Annotated in this window: 12 protein-coding genes and 1 pseudogene; 7 read left to right on the top strand and 6 right to left on the bottom strand. The window is 73.5% G+C overall.

The features are described from left to right. The first annotated feature begins 11 nt into the window (after nucleotides 1–11). Complete coding sequence (trpS, locus tag ACRAS8_RS07670; protein WP_438485094.1) at nucleotides 12–1,154, top strand: tryptophan--tRNA ligase; 1,143 nt, start codon at nucleotides 12–14, stop codon at nucleotides 1,152–1,154. Between the two features lie 46 nt (nucleotides 1,155–1,200). On the opposite strand, the gene ACRAS8_RS07665 is transcribed toward trpS, so the two are convergent. Further along, a complete protein-coding gene (locus ACRAS8_RS07665) occupies nucleotides 1,201–1,701 on the bottom strand; it encodes a hypothetical protein (protein ID WP_438485092.1) in 501 nt (166 codons plus the stop codon). Next, nucleotides 1,698–4,034: a molybdopterin oxidoreductase family protein gene (locus ACRAS8_RS07660; protein ID WP_438485090.1), complete on the bottom strand. Its 2,337-nt coding sequence runs from the start codon at nucleotides 4,032–4,034 to the stop codon at nucleotides 1,698–1,700. The genes ACRAS8_RS07665 and ACRAS8_RS07660 overlap by 4 nt, the downstream gene beginning before the upstream one ends. A gap of 538 nt (nucleotides 4,035–4,572) precedes the next feature. Between ACRAS8_RS07660 and ACRAS8_RS07655 the strand changes: the two genes are divergently transcribed. Then, a complete protein-coding gene (locus ACRAS8_RS07655; protein WP_438485088.1) occupies nucleotides 4,573–5,292 on the top strand; it encodes a DUF5701 family protein in 720 nt (239 codons plus the stop codon). A 56-nt stretch (nucleotides 5,293–5,348) separates the two neighbouring features. Here the strand turns inward: ACRAS8_RS07655 and ACRAS8_RS07650 are convergent, their stop codons facing one another. Both ACRAS8_RS07650 and ACRAS8_RS07645 read right to left on the bottom strand, forming a co-directional pair. Next, nucleotides 5,349–6,413: a lipoate--protein ligase family protein gene (locus tag ACRAS8_RS07650; RefSeq protein WP_438485086.1), complete on the bottom strand. Its 1,065-nt coding sequence runs from the start codon at nucleotides 6,411–6,413 to the stop codon at nucleotides 5,349–5,351. A gap of 127 nt (nucleotides 6,414–6,540) precedes the next feature. Continuing rightward, nucleotides 6,541–7,416 carry a helix-turn-helix transcriptional regulator gene (locus ACRAS8_RS07645; RefSeq protein ID WP_438485084.1) on the bottom strand — a complete coding sequence of 292 codons (876 nt, stop codon included), beginning with the start codon at nucleotides 7,414–7,416 and terminating at the stop codon, nucleotides 6,541–6,543. 152 nt (nucleotides 7,417–7,568) lie between these two features. Between ACRAS8_RS07645 and ACRAS8_RS07640 the strand changes: the two genes are divergently transcribed. Further along, nucleotides 7,569–8,330 carry an SDR family oxidoreductase gene (locus ACRAS8_RS07640; RefSeq protein WP_438485083.1) on the top strand — a complete coding sequence of 254 codons (762 nt, stop codon included), beginning with the start codon at nucleotides 7,569–7,571 and terminating at the stop codon, nucleotides 8,328–8,330. 5 nt (nucleotides 8,331–8,335) lie between these two features. Here the strand turns inward: ACRAS8_RS07640 and ACRAS8_RS07635 are convergent, their stop codons facing one another. Continuing rightward, nucleotides 8,336–9,082 (bottom strand): SIR2 family NAD-dependent protein deacylase, encoded by a 747-nt coding sequence (locus tag ACRAS8_RS07635; protein ID WP_438485081.1) that lies wholly within the window; start codon nucleotides 9,080–9,082, stop codon nucleotides 8,336–8,338. Nucleotides 9,083–9,395: 313 nt separating this feature from the next. Between ACRAS8_RS07635 and ACRAS8_RS07630 the strand changes: the two genes are divergently transcribed. The 4 genes from ACRAS8_RS07630 (at nucleotide 9,396) to ACRAS8_RS07615 (ending at nucleotide 14,482) form a co-directional block, all read left to right on the top strand. Further along, nucleotides 9,396–11,261, top strand: coding sequence for a gamma-glutamyltransferase family protein (locus ACRAS8_RS07630; RefSeq protein ID WP_438485079.1), 1,866 nt, complete (start codon nucleotides 9,396–9,398; stop codon nucleotides 11,259–11,261). 202 nt (nucleotides 11,262–11,463) lie between these two features. After that, nucleotides 11,464–12,462, top strand: coding sequence for an inositol monophosphatase family protein (locus ACRAS8_RS07625; RefSeq protein ID WP_438485077.1), 999 nt, complete (start codon nucleotides 11,464–11,466; stop codon nucleotides 12,460–12,462). A 40-nt stretch (nucleotides 12,463–12,502) separates the two neighbouring features. Then, on the top strand, nucleotides 12,503–13,924 hold the full coding sequence (locus ACRAS8_RS07620; RefSeq protein ID WP_438485075.1) for a phytoene desaturase family protein: 1,422 nt from the start codon (nucleotides 12,503–12,505) through the stop codon (nucleotides 13,922–13,924). Nucleotides 13,925–13,969: 45 nt separating this feature from the next. Continuing rightward, a complete protein-coding gene (locus ACRAS8_RS07615) occupies nucleotides 13,970–14,482 on the top strand; it encodes an O-acetyl-ADP-ribose deacetylase (RefSeq protein WP_438485073.1) in 513 nt (170 codons plus the stop codon). A 158-nt stretch (nucleotides 14,483–14,640) separates the two neighbouring features. On the opposite strand, the pseudogene ACRAS8_RS07610 reads toward ACRAS8_RS07615, so the two are convergent. Beyond that, nucleotides 14,641–14,877, bottom strand: a pseudogene (locus ACRAS8_RS07610) (multinuclear nonheme iron-dependent oxidase); the annotation flags it as partial. Between the last annotated feature and the right edge of the window lie 135 nt (nucleotides 14,878–15,012).

The following is a 15,012-nucleotide window of genomic DNA, read 5'->3' as shown; positions in this document are numbered from 1 at the left end:
AGGAGACCCACATGAACACGACTGCACCGATCGCGGACTTCGACGCCCCTGCCACTCCCGCATCCGCACCCGCCCCCACTTCCCTGGCATCCTCGGCCGACCGGCTGGGGACCTCGGCAGCGCAGGAACGCACCGCGGTGCTGGAAGAGCTGATCCGCACCGACCCCGGGCGGTTCCGGGTCCTGACCGGCGACCGCCCCACCGGACGGCTGCACCTGGGCCACTACTTCGGCACGCTCCACAACCGGGTACGGCTGCAGAACCTGGGCGTGGAGCTGTTCGTGATCATCGCGGACTACCAGGTGCTCACCGACCGCGAGGTGGCCGACAACCTGACCACGCACGTCGAGGAACTGGTCCTGGACCACCTCGCCATCGGCGTGGACCCGGCGCGCAGCACGATCTTCACGCACAGCGCCGTCCCCGCCCTCAACCAGCTGCTGCTGCCCTTCCTCAGCCTGGTCTCCGTCGCCGAACTCCACCGCAACCCCACCGTCAAGGACGAGATCAGCCACTCCCGCCAATCGGCCGTCAGCGGCCTGATGTTCACCTACCCCGTCCACCAGGCCGCCGACATCCTCTTCTGCAAGGCCAACCTCGTCCCGGTCGGCCAGGACCAGCTTCCGCACCTCGAACTCACCCGCACCGTCGCCCGCCGCTTCAACGACCGCTACGGCAACGGCTCCACGGTCTTCCCCCGGCCCGACGCCCTGCTGTCGGCCGCGCCGCTGCTGCTCGGCACCGACGGCACCAAGATGAGCAAGAGCCGCGGCAACGCCCTCGCCCTGGCCGCCGACGCCGATGAGACCGCCCGGCTGATCAAGGGGGCGAAGACCGACGCCGAGCGCCACATCACCTACGACCCGGCCACCCGCCCCGAGGTGTCCTCGCTGCTCCTGCTGGCGGCCCTCTGCCAGGGCCGGACACCCGAGCAGGTCGCCGCCGACATCGGCTCCGCGGGCGCCGCCGCGCTGAAGCGGACCGTGACCGAGGCGGTCAACGAGCACCTGGCGCCGATCCGGGCCCGCCGCAGCGTGTACGCACAGGACCGCGCCCAGCTCCGCCGGATCCTGCGCGAGGGCAACGAGCGGGCCAACGCCGTGGCCGACGCCACCCTCGCCGAGGTACGTGCCGCGATGAACAGCGACTACTGAGGGCACGCCCGGCGGCGACTCGGGGGCGCACCCCGCAGGTGTCAGGTCAGTCGGCGACCACGACGGCCTGCGGGGCCGCCTCCCTGATCCGGGTGGTGATCCACTTGATCTGGGTGCGGGTCTCCCCGTGCAGGGCGGCCGCCTCGGCGAGCAGCTCGCGCTCGCGCAGCGCCCGGGCGACCTGGCCGAGCATCACCCAGTGGATGTGGACGCGCTGCGCCTTCTCGTGGAGGTGGCAGAGGTCGTGGAGCAGGGCCACGCCGGCCTCCGGGCGGTCGCCGCGGAACGCCGCGGACGTGTGGCGGACCGCGTCCCGTACCGCGGCCAGCGGCTCGGGCGCGGCCGCCGGGGCGTGCAGGCGCACCTCGAAACGCTCGCCCCAGGCCCGGACGCGCGCGGCGTGCCGGTCGCACTGCGCGGCGACGGTGTGGGCCGGGTGGTACGTGCCGCGGTCGGCCGCCTGGCGTTCGGCGACGCCCCGGCAGGTCTTCGCCAAGTCCGTCACGGCGTCGTGGAGTTCCCGCAGGAGGGCACCGGTCCCGTTCATCGTCGCGGCCCCGGCTCCGTGGCATCGGCGACCTTGGTCAGCCGCACCGGAGTGGTCTTGTAGACGGGTTGTCTGGACACCGGGTCCCATGCGGTGTGGGTGAGTTCGTTGGCGGCCCGGTTGCGCCGGTCGGGGTCGGTCCGGTCGAAGTAGCCGTAGTGGAACGGGACGAACACCAGGCCGGGGCGGCTGCCGCGCAGCACGGCGGGGGCCTCGACCTCGCCCTGCGGGGAGGACACCCGCACCAGGTCGCCCTCGGCGATGTCCCGGCCGTGCGCGTCGTCGGGATGCAGCTCCACCCACACCTCCGGTGCCGCGTCGTCGAGTTCGGGGACGCGGGCGGTCTTGGTGCGGGTGTGCCAGTGGTAGACGCAGCGGCCGGTGGTCAGCTGCAACGGGTGGTCCTCGTCCGGGAGTTCGTGCGGCGGCAGGTAGTGCGCCGCCTTCAGGACGGCCCGTCCCGCGGGATCGTGGAGCCGGTACTCGTCGGGCTCGTGCTGGGCGCCGGTGGCGAGGTCGTGCCCGTAGTCCTCGCAGCGGTCGGCGGCGGTGGGGAAGACATGGTCGGTGTAGAGGCGCTCGGTGCCGTCGGGGGCGGACTCCGTACAGGGCCACTGCACACCGTCGCTGCTGCGCAGCCGCTCGTAGGTGAGGGCGGACTGGTCGCAGGGCCGCCCCCTGGTCAGAGCGATGAAGTCGTGCCAGGCGTCCTCCGGCTGGTGCCAGCGCAGCAGCGGGCCGCCGTCGCGGTCGGTCAGCCGCATCCGCCGGGCGTAGTCGAGCAGGACGGCGAAGTCGCTGCGGGCCTCTCCGGGCGGTTCGACGGCCTTGTGGGACAGGTGGACGGTGCGGTCGGCGTTGGTGACGCAGCCGGTCTTCTCGCCCCACATGGCGGCGGGCAGCACCACGTCCGCCAGGGCGGTGGTCTCGGTCGGGAAGGCGTCGGAGACGACCAGGAAGAGGCGTTCGGATCCGAGGACGGCGCGGATGCGGTGCAGGTCGGGGAGGGAGACGGCGGGGTTGGCCCCGGTGATCCAGAGGAACCTGATCGAACCGGTCTCGCAGTGCCGGAAGATGTCCATGGCGTGCGTGGGCGGCGACCAGTGGGGGATGCGCAGCGGGTCGACGTTCCAGTGCTCGGCCAGGTGCCGGACGTGGGCGTCGTTCTGCCAGTTGAGGAAGGCGGGCAGCGAGCCGTCGGCGCCGGCCTCCCGGGCGTTCTCGGCGCTGGGCTGGCCGTTCATCTGGAAGACCGTGGCCCCGGGCCGCCCGATCATGCCGCGTACGAGGTTGATGTTGTTGACCTGTACGGCGGCCGCGGCGGCCTGGTGCGACTGGTAGACGCCCTGCTGGACGGTCGACACCAGGTGGTGGGCGGTCCCGATGAGGCGCGCCGCCCGCCGGACGAGGTGTGCCGGGACGCCGCAGATCTCGGCGGCCCGCTCCGCGGGATAGTCGGCGACGGTCGCGGCCAGCTCGGCGAAGCCGGTGGTGCGGGCGTCGACGAAGGCCCGGTCGATCCAGTCGTTCCGGATCAGTTCGTGCAACAGCGCGTTGAGCAGGGCGACGTTGGTGCCCGGCCGGACGGGCAGGTGCACGTCGGCGGCGCGGGCGGTCGGGGTCAGCCGCGGATCGACGACGATCAGCCGCGGGCGGTCCGGACCGTGCAACCGGTCGAGCATCCGCGCCCACAGCACCGTCTGGCTCTCGGCGACGTTGTGGCCGACGAGGAACAGCGTGTCGCAGTGGTCGATGTCGGTGTACGAGCCGGGGTCCCCGTCGCTGCCGAAGCTCTCGATCAGCGCCCACTGCGCGGTCGCGGTGCACAGTCTGGTGCTGGCGTCCAGATGGGGTGTGCCGATCCCGCCGCGGGCGATCAGCGCCTGGGCGTAGTGCTCCTCCGCGAAGAGCTGGCCGCTGGTGTAGAACGCCATGGCCAGCGGGCCGTGCCGGGAGAGCACGGCCTGCGAACGCTCGACCACGGCCGTCATGGCCGTCTCCCAGCCGACCTGCCGCAGGGCACCGTCGATCCGCATCTGCGGGTGCAGCAGCCGGTCCCGCGAGTGGCCGGCCTGCCAGCCGAACAGTCCCTTCGGTCCGAGCCGACCGTGGTTGACGCGGTCCTGGGCGCGGCCCCGCACCCCCACGATGCGGCCGTCGGAGACGGCGATGTCCAGCCCGCAGCCGTTGGAACACAGGACGCAGACCGACGGCACCCACCGTTCGACGTGGTCGTGCGGAATCGCCAGGCACGCGTCGACGCGGAGCGGCCAGCTGCCGCCGGCGGGATAGGGGGTCCGTTTGCCCCACACATCGCCGATCCGGTCAGCCATCGCGTGCTCCCTTCCCTGACTGGTTCGCCGGAACCGGACGCCGCGCTCCGCCGCGACCGCCGGACGCCGCCGCACCAGCGGCATCCGTCGGACAGGGAACGCGCGGACCACGACCGGCCGGCCACTCCCGACCTTACGCTGCGTGATCGCTCAACTCCGGCTGCGAATCCCGGCGCACCCGCGCGTCCGGCCGCCGCGCGCCCGGCCGAGGGGCGCCCCGGGCCGCCGGGCCCGCGGCGCTGAGCTGAGGCTTCGCCAGGTGCGGCCGTGTGCACGGCAGATGACCGGCCGGAACGAAAACCGCCCGTCTGGAGGCGCCGGACGCACCGTCAGCCTTGCCGTGCGGGAGCCCATCCGGGCGAACGCCCTATCGCGGTCGGTCGGCGTCTGCCGCCCCCGGTGACCGGCGATCACGGACGCCTGGCGCCGCCGGCCGGGCGGGAACATTCCGTCCCCGTAGGTCGTTGAGCCAGGGTCACCGGCCCTTCCGCTCGTCGCTCTTTCCGCTCTCCGAATCGCCGAACCCTGGGGGACTTCCGTGCCCGAAAGCGCACCCGCCATCACCACCCACGACCTCACCCTCCCCTCCCTCAGCGCCCAGGCCGAGCGCCTGATCGCACTCGACGTGCACACGATCGCCGGGCTGTCCGCCGACGCACTGCGCGCCTTCGCCGAAGCCGCCGAGGCCGTCGCCGAAGCTGCCGGCGAGGGCGGCGACGCGGCCGGGCGCGCGGACGGCGCCCTGCTCGCGGTCCACCCCGACCGGGCCCCCGCCTCCGCCCTCGCCCCGCTGCTCCGCCGGGACGGCAAGCCCGGCTTCGTCGTCACCGACATGGCCGACGTCGACCGGTTCGCCCCGCTCGACGCCCTCGACGTCCCCGACGCGCCCCTCTACGTCCTGACCGGCCTCGACCGTGGCGACCACATGGCCAACTGGAGCCCGAACGAGGCGCTGCCGGCCCTCACCGCGGAGGCCCGCACCCCGCTGCTGCTCACCGAGGGCATCCACTGGCTGCTGCAGCAGCCCGCCGCCCTGGAGCCCAACCACTGCTTCATGACGATCGGCTCCCGCCTGCGCAAGCCGAACGGCACCCTTGACGCCCGCACCCCGGCGCTCTGGATCAGCGGCGGCACCGGCCGGGACGGCCGCGAGCGCCGCAACGCCCCCAAGGTCGGCTGGTGTTGGGCCGGCAACCGTCACACCTGGCTGGGCTTCGCCTCGGCGACGGGCCGGAGGTGTCGACCCGCGAGCTTCTGAGCGGCGCCGACGCACCGCCCGCGCAACCGCCCGAGCGGTTGCGCGGGAAGGGGAATTCAGGGAATCCGCGCGGTCCACTCGTCGTTCTGGAATTTGCTGAGGACGAGGTCCTGGGCGCGGGCGAGTTCCTCGGGGGTGACCTCGCCGCGGGTGAGGCCGTAGCGCGAGCGGAAGGAGTCGATCATCTTCTCGATGACCGCTTCGCGGGGGAGTCCGGTCTGGCGGCGCAGCGGATCGACGCGCTTCTTGGCGCTTCTGGTCCCCTTGTCGGAGAGCTTTTCCTTGCCGATGCGCAGCACGTCGAGCATTTTGTCGGCGTCGATGTCGTAGGACATGGTGACGTGGTGCAGCACCGCACCGGGACCGCCGCCCGGGCCGACCATCCTTTTCTGCGCGGCGCCGGCCACTTTCCCCAGTTCGGTGGCGATGTCGTTCAGCGGCTGGTACCAAGCCTTGATTCCCATGTCGCCGAGTGCGGCGAGCACCCAGTCGTCGAGATAGGCGTAGGAATCCGCGAAGGACAGTCCGGAAACCAGGGCCTCGGGCACCGCGAGGGAATAGGTGATGGTGCTCCGCGGCTCGGCGAACATCGCCCCGCCGCCGGAGATCCGCCGCACCACCGTGACGCCGTGGCGGGCCGCGCCCGCGGCGTCGACCTCGTTGCGCAGGGACTGGAAGCTGCCGATGATGACGGCCGGGGCGTCCCATTCCCAGACCCGGAGCGTGGGCGGCCGGCGGCCCGCCGCCACCTCCGTGGTGATGACTTCGTCGAGCGCCATGTGGAGCGCCGGCGGCTGGGGCGCGGCGTGAATGAGCTGCCAGTCGTAATCGCTCCAGTCGGTGGCCTGGGCGAGGGCGCGGCGCACCGCGACGGCGACGCTCTCACTGGTGAAACCGAAGAGCACCGCCGATTCGGGGAGCGCGACATCGATACGGTTCTTCAGGCCCGCGGTATCGGTGTCGGCCGGCGCGCCTTCCAATGCGGAATTGATGTCCAGGATCGCCTCGTCGGGTTCCAGGAAAAAGTCACCGGCCACCCGGACGTTTCTCAGCCGGCCGTCCTGGACATCCAGATCGACGACCACCAGCTTGCCACCCGGGACTTTGTATTCGCCGTGCACTCCACACTCTCCGCCTCGTAAAGCACCGTGCTCCGATGGATACGGTGCCGGACTTCTCCTGACACGGTAACCGCACGGCGGGTGCATACGGTCCACGGCGGGTGCATGGTGCATACGGTGCGCGCCGTCACGCCTGGGGGGCCGCCGGCGTCGCCGCCCAGCTCGCCAGCAGCTGCAACCGCTCCTCCGTCCGCGACCCCGGCTCGGGTGTGTAGACCACCAGCATCTGGTCCGGCTCGCCCGGCACCGTCAACGTCTCGTAGGGCAGGGTCAGTTCACCGGCCACAGGGTGCACCAGACGCTTGGTGCCGTGGGACTTCTCCCGGACCTGGTGGTCCGCCCACAGGCGGCGGAAGTCCTCACTCGCGAGCGACAACTCACCCACGAGCGTGGCGAGTTGTGGGTCCTGCGGATGGTTTCCGGCGTCCAGACGCAGATGCGCGACGGTCTCCGCGGCCACCGCCGGCCAGTCCGGGTACGTCTCGCGGGCCCGCGGGTCGAGGAACACCTGGCGCGGCATGTTGCGGTCCCGGGGCGCCATCCGCGAGAAGCCGACGACGGCGTCACCCAGGTCGTTCCAGGCGAGCACGTCCATCCGGCGGCCGAGGACGAACGCCGGGGCCCGGTCGAGGGTGTCCAGGAGCAGCCGCAGGCCGGGGCGGACCTTCTGGGGCGCGGGACGGGCGGCGGCCGCCCGGGGCCCCGCGGACGGACGGCGCGCGGCCGGCCGGGCCACCTTGCGCAGGTACTCCTGCTCGGTGTCGTCCAGGCGCAGCACCCGCCCGATCGCGTCGAGCACGGCGTCCGAGACCGACGGTCCGCGGCCCTGCTCCAGCCGGATGTAGTAGTCGACACTGACACCCGCGAGCTGGGCCACCTCCTCCCGGCGCAGCCCCGGCACCCGCCGCCTGCCGTGGCCGGGCAGCCCGACCTCCTCCGGCCGGATGCGGGCGCGCCGCGAGCGCAGAAAGTCGCCGATCTCCGGGCCTATGGGTGTGTCCATGGTGGCGATCCTAGGACGTGTCCCCTGCGCCTTTCCTGGTACTGCCGGACCCAGGAAAACGGTGGCCCTGGATCGCCGCGTCGGCCGCCCCCAAAGTGGTGGACGTCGCCGGGAGACACCCGGCGGCGACCATCGCGAAACCAGGAGCCATCATGTCGTACGACGCCCTCGCCGGCCGCACCGCCGTCGTCACCGGAGCCGCCAGCGGCATGGGCGAGGCCACCGCCCGGCTGCTCGCCTCGTACGGCGTGCGGGTGGCGCTGCTCGCCCGCCGGGCCGAGCGGCTGACCGACCTGGCCGCCAAGATCGAGGCGGACGGCGGCCAGGCCCTCGCCGTCCCCACCGACATCACCGACGCGGCCTCCGTGGACGCCGCGGTGCGGCAGGTGCACACCGCGTACGGCGCCGTCGACCTCGTCGTCAACGCCGCGGGCGTGATGCTGCCCAACCCCGTCACGGCGGGCCGCGCCGACGAGTGGCAGCGCATGCTCGACACCAACGTGGCCGGCGCGCTGCGCGTCATCCGCGCCTTCACCCCCGACCTGATCGCGGCCGCCGCGGCGGGCCGGACCGCGGACCTGGTCAACATCTCCTCGATCGGCGCCCACGTCCCCTTCCCCCACTACGCGGTCTACGGCGCGACCAAGGCCGCGCTGACCTACCTCTCGCAGTCCCTGCGCACCGAACTGGGCCCGCGCGACGTCCGCGTCACCAACATCGAACCGGGCCTGACCGACACCGAGCTGGCCGACCACGTCGACAACGCGGAACTCTCCGGCCAACTGGACGGCATGTTCGACGCGCTGATCGGACTCTCCGCCGACGACATCGCGGACCTGATCGCCTTCACGACCAGCCGCGCCCGCCACGTCAACCTGCGCCAGGCGATCGTGCTGCCGACCCGGCAGGCGTGACCGCGTCAGCCGAGCGCGGCCAGCAGCCGGGGGAGGGCCGTGCCGATCGGCTCGCGCACCACCTCGGCGGCCAGCTCGTCGTACGGGGTCGGCTCGGCGTTGACGATCACCAGGCGCGCACCGTGCTCCACGGCCATCCCGGCGAGCGAGGCCGCCGGCTGCACCTGGAGCGTGGTGCCCACCGCGAAGAACAGCTCGGCGGCCTTCGCCACCGCCACCGCCTCGCCGAGCACCCGCGGATCCAGCCGCTCGCCGAACATCACCGTCGCCGATTTGAGGATCCCGCCGCACGCCCGGCACGCCGGATCGGGCTCGCCGGCCGCCACCCGCTCCAGTGCCTGCGCCATCGACGTCCGGGCATGACAGCCGGTGCACGTCACCTCGCGGGCGGTGCCGTGGAGTTCCAGCACCTTGCGGGCCGGCATTCCGGCGAGCTGGTGCAGCCCGTCGACGTTCTGGGTGAGCACCCGCACCGGCGTCCCGGACCGCTCCAGCCGGGCCACCGCCTCGTGCGCGGCGTTCGGCCGGGCCCGGAACACCGGGCTCTCCCGCCGCATCCGCCACGACCGCCGCCGGATCTCCGGATCCGTCATGTAGGCGTCGTAGGTGACCAGCTTCTCGGCCGCCGGATCGCGCCGCCACAGCCCGTCCGGACCGCGGTAGTCGGGGATCCCGGAGTCGGTGGAGATCCCGGCGCCGCTCAGGATCGCGACCAGGGGGCGGTGCGCGGGCCGGCCGTCGGTGCTGCTCATGGGCCGAGCGTACGGAAGGTGGTGGGGGAGGGCGAATGGTTTGGGGGTTTGGGGCGGGGAACGGTTTGTCGGGCGGCTGGGCGGCTGGGCGGCTGGGCGGCTGGGCGGCTGGGCGGTCGCGGACGGGTACCGGCCCGTCCGGGGGAGTGGCGGAACCGGTCGGTCCGAGGGGCGGACGAGCCCGCCCGCGTGGGGAGGGGTGAGAAGTCGGGCCGGCCGGGGAGGTTACGGGTGACTCGTACGCCCCGCCGGCCCGCCATCGGCCGCCACGCCCCACAAGAGCCGCCACGCCCCACGACGACGAGGAGCCACCGTGTTCACCACCCGCCCCACCCTCCACGGCACCTTCGGTATGGCCGCCACCACCCACTGGCTGGCGTCCCAGTCCGCGATGGCCGTACTGGAGGACGGCGGCAACGCCTTCGACGCCGCCGTCGCCGCCGGATTCGTGCTGCACGTCGTCGAACCGCACCTGAACGGGCCGGCGGGCGAGGTGCCCGTCATCCTGGCCCCGGCGGACGGACCGGTGCGGGTGCTGTGCGGACAGGGTCCCGCCCCCGCCGGCGCGACCGTGGCCCACTACACCTCCCTCGGCCTCGACCTCGTCCCCGGCACCGGACCGCTCGCCGCCGCCGTCCCCGGCGCGTTCGACGCCTGGATGCTGCTGCTGCGCGACCACGGCACCAAGTCCCTGGCCGAGGTGCTCCGTTACGCCATCGGATACGCCGAGCACGGCCACCCCGCCGTCGAAGGGATCGGGCAGGCCGTGGACACCGTCCGCACGCTCTTCGAGGCCGAGTGGACCTCCTCGGCCGAGCTCTACCTCCGCGGCGGCCGCGCCGTCCGCCCCGGCGAACTCCTCACCAACCGCCCCCTGGCCGCCACCTGGCGCCGCCTCCTCACCGAGGCCGAGGCCGCCTCCGCCGACCGGGAGGCACAGATCGAGGCCGCCCGCCGCATCTGGCGCGAGGGCTTCGTCGGCGAGGCGCTCGCCGACTTCGCCGCCCGCCCCGCCATGGACACCTCCGGCGAACGCCACGCCGGCACCCTCACCGGCGACGACCTCGCCGCCTACACCGCCACCTACGAGGACCCGGTCACCCACGACTGGCACGGCTGGACCGTCGCCAAGGCCGGCGGCTGGAGCCAGGGCCCTGTCTTCCTCCAGCAACTCGCCCTGCTGCCCGAGGTGTTGCCCGCATACGGAAGCCCGGAATACGTCCACCTCCTCATCGAGGGCAGCAAACTCGCGATGGCCGACCGCGAGGCGTGGTACGGCGACGCCGCCGACGTCCCGCTCGCCACCCTGCTCGGCGACGACTACAACACCGCCCGCCGCGCCCTCATCGGCGACCGCGCCTCGTACGCGCTGCGGCCCGGCAGCCCCGACGGCCGCAGCCCGCGGCTGAGCAAGCACGCCCTGGCGGTGGCCACCGGCGCCGGCAGGTTCGACGCGGCGGGCGCCCTGGCCGGCGGCGCGGGGGAGCCGACCGTGGCCCAGGGCCCCGGCACCGCCGCACCCGGCCGCGGCGAACCACCCGCCGACGCCCCCGAGATCGACCACGACGGCACCACCCGCGGCGACACCTGCCACATCGACATCGCCGACCGCTGGGGCAACCTCGTCTCCGCCACCCCCTCCGGCGGCTGGCTCCAGTCCAATCCCGTCGTCCCCGGCCTCGGCTTCCCGCTCGGCACCCGCCTCCAGATGGCCTGGCTGGAGGAGGGCCTGCCCAACTCCCTCACCCCCGGGCGCCGCCCCCGCACCACCCTCACCCCGTCCCTCGCCCTGCGCGACGGCGTCCCCGTCATGGCGTTCGGCACCCCCGGCGGCGACCAACAGGACCAGTGGCAGCTGCACTTCTTCCTGGCGGTGGCGCTGCGCCCGCAGGTCCGCGGCGGCCTCGACCTCCAGGGCGCCATCGACGCCCCGAACTGGCACCACGACTCCTTCCCCGGCTCCTTCTTCCCGCGCGTCATGCGGCCCGGCGGCGTCACCGTCGAATCCCGGATCGGCGACGCGGTGATCGACGGGCTGCGGCGGCGCGGCCACGACGTCACGGTGGGCGGTGCCTGGTCGGAGGGACGGCTGTGCGCGGTGGCCCGCGACCCGCGGACCGGGGTGCTGTCGGCCGCGGCCAACCCGCGCGGCATGCAGGGGTACGCGGTCGGGCGGTGACCGGCGGTCGGCCGTCTCGGGACACCGCTCCCGGGGCGGCCTCAAGACGGCATCAAGGCGCTGACCTGGGATGATGCCGGTGGGGCGGGGGTGACCGGCGCCCGTGGAGGGTGGCCGGCGACACCCGCCCGTGGCCCCTACGGCACCCGGAGTTCACCCGGAGTCCGGCCGGAGTGTCAGTGGCCCATGGTTCGATGGATACATGATCGAAGCACTGGACAACCGCACTCCGGGAGACACCACGGACACGACAGACACCACGGACGTGAGGGATATGGGGGACATGGTGGACGCCACGGACCTCGCAGACGCCGTCCCCCGCACCCCGGCCGCCGCCCCCGCCGCCGCGCCCTTTCCCACCACCGCACCCACCGCCGAGCCCGCTCTCTCCGGGCTGGACTGGGACGCCGTGGAGGCTGCCATCCGGCAGGCCGCGGCCGACGAGATCATGCCCCGCTTCCGGCAGCTCGCCGCCGAGGAGATCGTCGAGAAGAACGGCCCGCACGACCTCGTCACCATCGCCGACCGGCGCGCCGAAGAGCACCTCACCGCCGCCCTCACCGCCCTGCTGCCCGGCTCCCGGGTGGTCGGCGAGGAGGCCGTGCACGCCGACCCCACCGTCCTCGGCGCCCTCCACGGCGACGCCCCCGTCTGGATCGTCGACCCGGTCGACGGCACCCGCCAGTTCGTCCACGGCGATCCCGGCTTCGCCACCCTGGTCGCCCTCGCCCACCACGGCGAGGTGCTCGCCTCCTGGACGTACGCCCCCGCCCTCGGCCAGCTGGCCGTCGCCCGCCGCGGCGCCGGCGCCTGGCTCAACGGCGAACGGCTCACCGCCGGCCACCCCGCACCCGGTGCCGACCTCGAAGTCGCCACCTCCCACCCCGACTTCACCACCGACGACCAGAAGCGCGTCCTGGCCGCCCTGAAGACCCCCGGCGTCGCCCCCCGCCCCTGCGGCTCCGCCGGCCTGGAGTACCTCCACATAGCCCTCGGCCGGCTCGACGCCACCGCCTTCAGCTGGGAGAACTCCTGGGACCACGCCGCCGGCCTGCTCCTCGTCCACGAAGCGGGCGGCGCCAGCGGCACCGTCGCCGGCCGGCCCTTCCGCATCGAAGGCGGCAACGCGCTGCCCTTCACCGCGGCACGGGACACCGAAACGGCGCGGCGTATCCTCGGACTGCTGGCTGCCGCCAACTGACCCTCACCGACGAGGGTCGGACACGAGGGGAGTGGCGCAGGTGCCGACGATGCTCGATGCCGTCGTGATCGGATCGGGGCCCAACGGCCTGACAGCGGCGGTCGAACTCGCCCGCCGCGGCATGTCCGTCGAGGTCTTCGAAGCCCGCGACACCATCGGCGGCGGCGCCCGCACCGAGGAGCTGACCCTCCCCGGCTTCCGCCACGACCCCTGCTCCGCGGTGCACCCGCTCGCCGCGGGATCCCCCGCCTTCCGCGCCATGCCCCTGGAGCGCCACGGCCTGGAATGGCTCCACCCCGACCTCCCCATGGCGCACCCCTTCCCCGACGGCACCGCAGCGGTCCTGGCGCACTCCGTCGGCGAGACCGCCATGTCGTTCGGACCGCGCGACGCCGGCACCTACCGCCGGCTCGTCGCCCCGTTCACCGGCAGGTGGGACACCCTGGCCCACGACTTCCTGCGCACCCAGTGGCTGGGTCTGCCCCAGGACCCGGTCACCTACGCCCGCTTCGGCCTGGTCGCCATGCAGCCGGTCACCTTCCTCAACCGCCGCTTCCAGGACGAGAAGGCCCGCGCCCTGCTGGCCGGCCTCGCCGCCCACGCCATCGCCCCGCTCCGCGGCTTCGGCACCAGCGGACTGGCCCTGATGTTCGCCCTCGCCGCCCACGCCAACGGCTGGCCGGTGCCCCGCGGCGGTTCCCAGGCCATCTCCGACGCCCTCGCCGGCCTCCTCCGCGCCCACGGCGGCGCTGTCCACACCGACTTCGAGGTCAAGCGCCTGGACGACCTCCCGCCCGCCCGCGCCTACGTCTTCGACACCTCCCCGACCGCCCTCGCCCGCATCGCCGGCCTCGGCAACGCCTACCGCGACGTCATCTACGGCCCCAGCGTCTTCAAGATCGATTATGCGCTGTCCGGCCCCGTCCCCTGGACCGCCCGGGAAGCCCACCACGCCGGCACCGTCCACATCGGCCCCACCAGCGGCGAGATCTCCGCCGCCCTCGACGCCGCCGTCCAGGGCCGCGACCCCTCCGTCCCCTTCCTCATCACCGCTCAGCCCAGCCTCATCGACCCCACCCGCGCCCCCGAGGGCCACCACACCTTCTGGGCCTACGGCCACGTCCCCAACGGCTGGACGGGCGACGCCACCGACGCCGTGGAGCGCCAGATCGAACGCTTCGCCCCCGGCTTCCGCGACCTCGTCCTCGCCCGCGCCGTCGCCGGCCCCCCGCAACTCGCCGCCCGCAACGCCAACTACGTCGGCGGCGACACCGCCACCGGCTCCGCCGCCGGCCTCCGCCTCCTCATCCGCCCCAAGCTCACCCGCGTCCCGTACGAAACCGCCCACCCCGCCGTCTACCTCTGCTCCCAGGCCACCCCACCCGGCCCCGGCGTCCACGGCATGTCCGGCCACCACGCCGCCCGAGCCGTCTGGCACCGCCTCCGGGGGAGCGGCCGCTAGGCCGTGTACCACGGGTCAGGGTCGGGCACGGCCTAGGCTCACCACATGACCACCACCCTCACCCTCGTCCAGGGCGACATCACCGAACAGGCCGTCGACGCCGTGGTCAACGCGGCCAACTCCTCCCTGCTCGGCGGCGGAGGCGTGGACGGCGCGATCCACCGCCGTGGCGGGCCCGACATCCTCGCCGAGTGCCGCGCCCTCCGCGCCGGCCGGTACGGCCGCGGCCTGCCCACCGGCCAGGCCGTCGCCACCACCGCCGGCCGACTGCCCGCCCGCTGGGCGATCCACACCGTCGGCCCGCGTTTCACTCACGAGGAGGACCGGTCGGAGCTGCTGGCCTCCTGCTATCGCGAGTCGCTGCGGGTTGCTGACGAGCTGGGCGCCCGTACGGTGGCGTTTCCAGCCGTCTCCGCCGGGATCTACGGGTGGCCGATGGAGGACGCCGCCCGGATCGCGGTGGAGACTGTGCGGGGCATGCAGACCGCGGTCGAGGAGGTCCGGTTCGTGCTCTTCGACGACCGGGCGTACGAGGCGTTCGCCGCACAACTCCGATAGCGAGCCACGATTCGGTTTGCTTGGGGTGCCTGAGTCCCCCACCTTGCAGCGCCCGGGGTACGGCTGTCCCTTCTGGGGCGCCCGTCCACCGGGCGTGGATGTCCGGATTGATGGGCGCGTTTCCGATGGCGCCTCCTGTGGAATGTGTCGCCATCGTCCAGCACGGTGGCCCGTTCGGAGAGGGCTGCCATCGGCCCGGCATCCGGACAGTCCGTGCCGCTGAGCCCGAGCGAGACCCCGCGCGGCACCACCGTCGTGTCGCGCTCCAGCAACTCCCTCAGGGCGTCCGGAGATGGCCCGAGCAGACGTTCTCGGCCACCACCTCCACCCAGTCCGCTCCCCGCAGGGGCGACGATCTCCGGCCGCCAGCCGATGCCGAGCCTCAGGTGCCGCACTGGGAGCAGGGGCCATCAGGCCGGGGGCTGTCCGGCGGATCGTGCCGGGGATGCGCTGGATGCGCTCTATCGGAGGTCGTACACGTAGAAGCGGTCGTTCTCGAAACTGCGCCAGGCAGGGAGCCCGCCGGAACC

The sequence above is a fragment of the Streptomyces sp. S186 genome (assembly GCF_051603415.1).
Taxonomy (GTDB): domain Bacteria; phylum Actinomycetota; class Actinomycetes; order Streptomycetales; family Streptomycetaceae; genus Streptomyces.
Note: the sequence above shows the minus strand (reverse complement) of the source record. Positions and strands in the feature narration are given on the sequence as shown.

What these genes read in the sequence shown, in the direction of transcription:
- ACRAS8_RS07660 (WP_438485090.1), bottom strand. Translation starts at nt 4,034, where the DNA reads ATGGCTGACCGGATCGGCGATGTGTGGGGCAAACGGACCCCCTATCCC.
- ACRAS8_RS07645 (WP_438485084.1), bottom strand. Translation starts at nt 7,416, where the DNA reads ATGGACACACCCATAGGCCCGGAGATCGGCGACTTTCTGCGCTCGCGG.
- ACRAS8_RS07665 (WP_438485092.1), bottom strand. Translation starts at nt 1,701, where the DNA reads ATGAACGGGACCGGTGCCCTCCTGCGGGAACTCCACGACGCCGTGACG.
- ACRAS8_RS07625 (WP_438485077.1), top strand. Translation starts at nt 11,464, where the DNA reads ATGATCGAAGCACTGGACAACCGCACTCCGGGAGACACCACGGACACG.
- ACRAS8_RS07640 (WP_438485083.1), top strand. Translation starts at nt 7,569, where the DNA reads ATGTCGTACGACGCCCTCGCCGGCCGCACCGCCGTCGTCACCGGAGCC.
- ACRAS8_RS07615 (WP_438485073.1), top strand. Translation starts at nt 13,970, where the DNA reads ATGACCACCACCCTCACCCTCGTCCAGGGCGACATCACCGAACAGGCC.
- ACRAS8_RS07635 (WP_438485081.1), bottom strand. Translation starts at nt 9,082, where the DNA reads ATGAGCAGCACCGACGGCCGGCCCGCGCACCGCCCCCTGGTCGCGATC.
- trpS (WP_438485094.1), top strand. Translation starts at nt 12, where the DNA reads ATGAACACGACTGCACCGATCGCGGACTTCGACGCCCCTGCCACTCCC.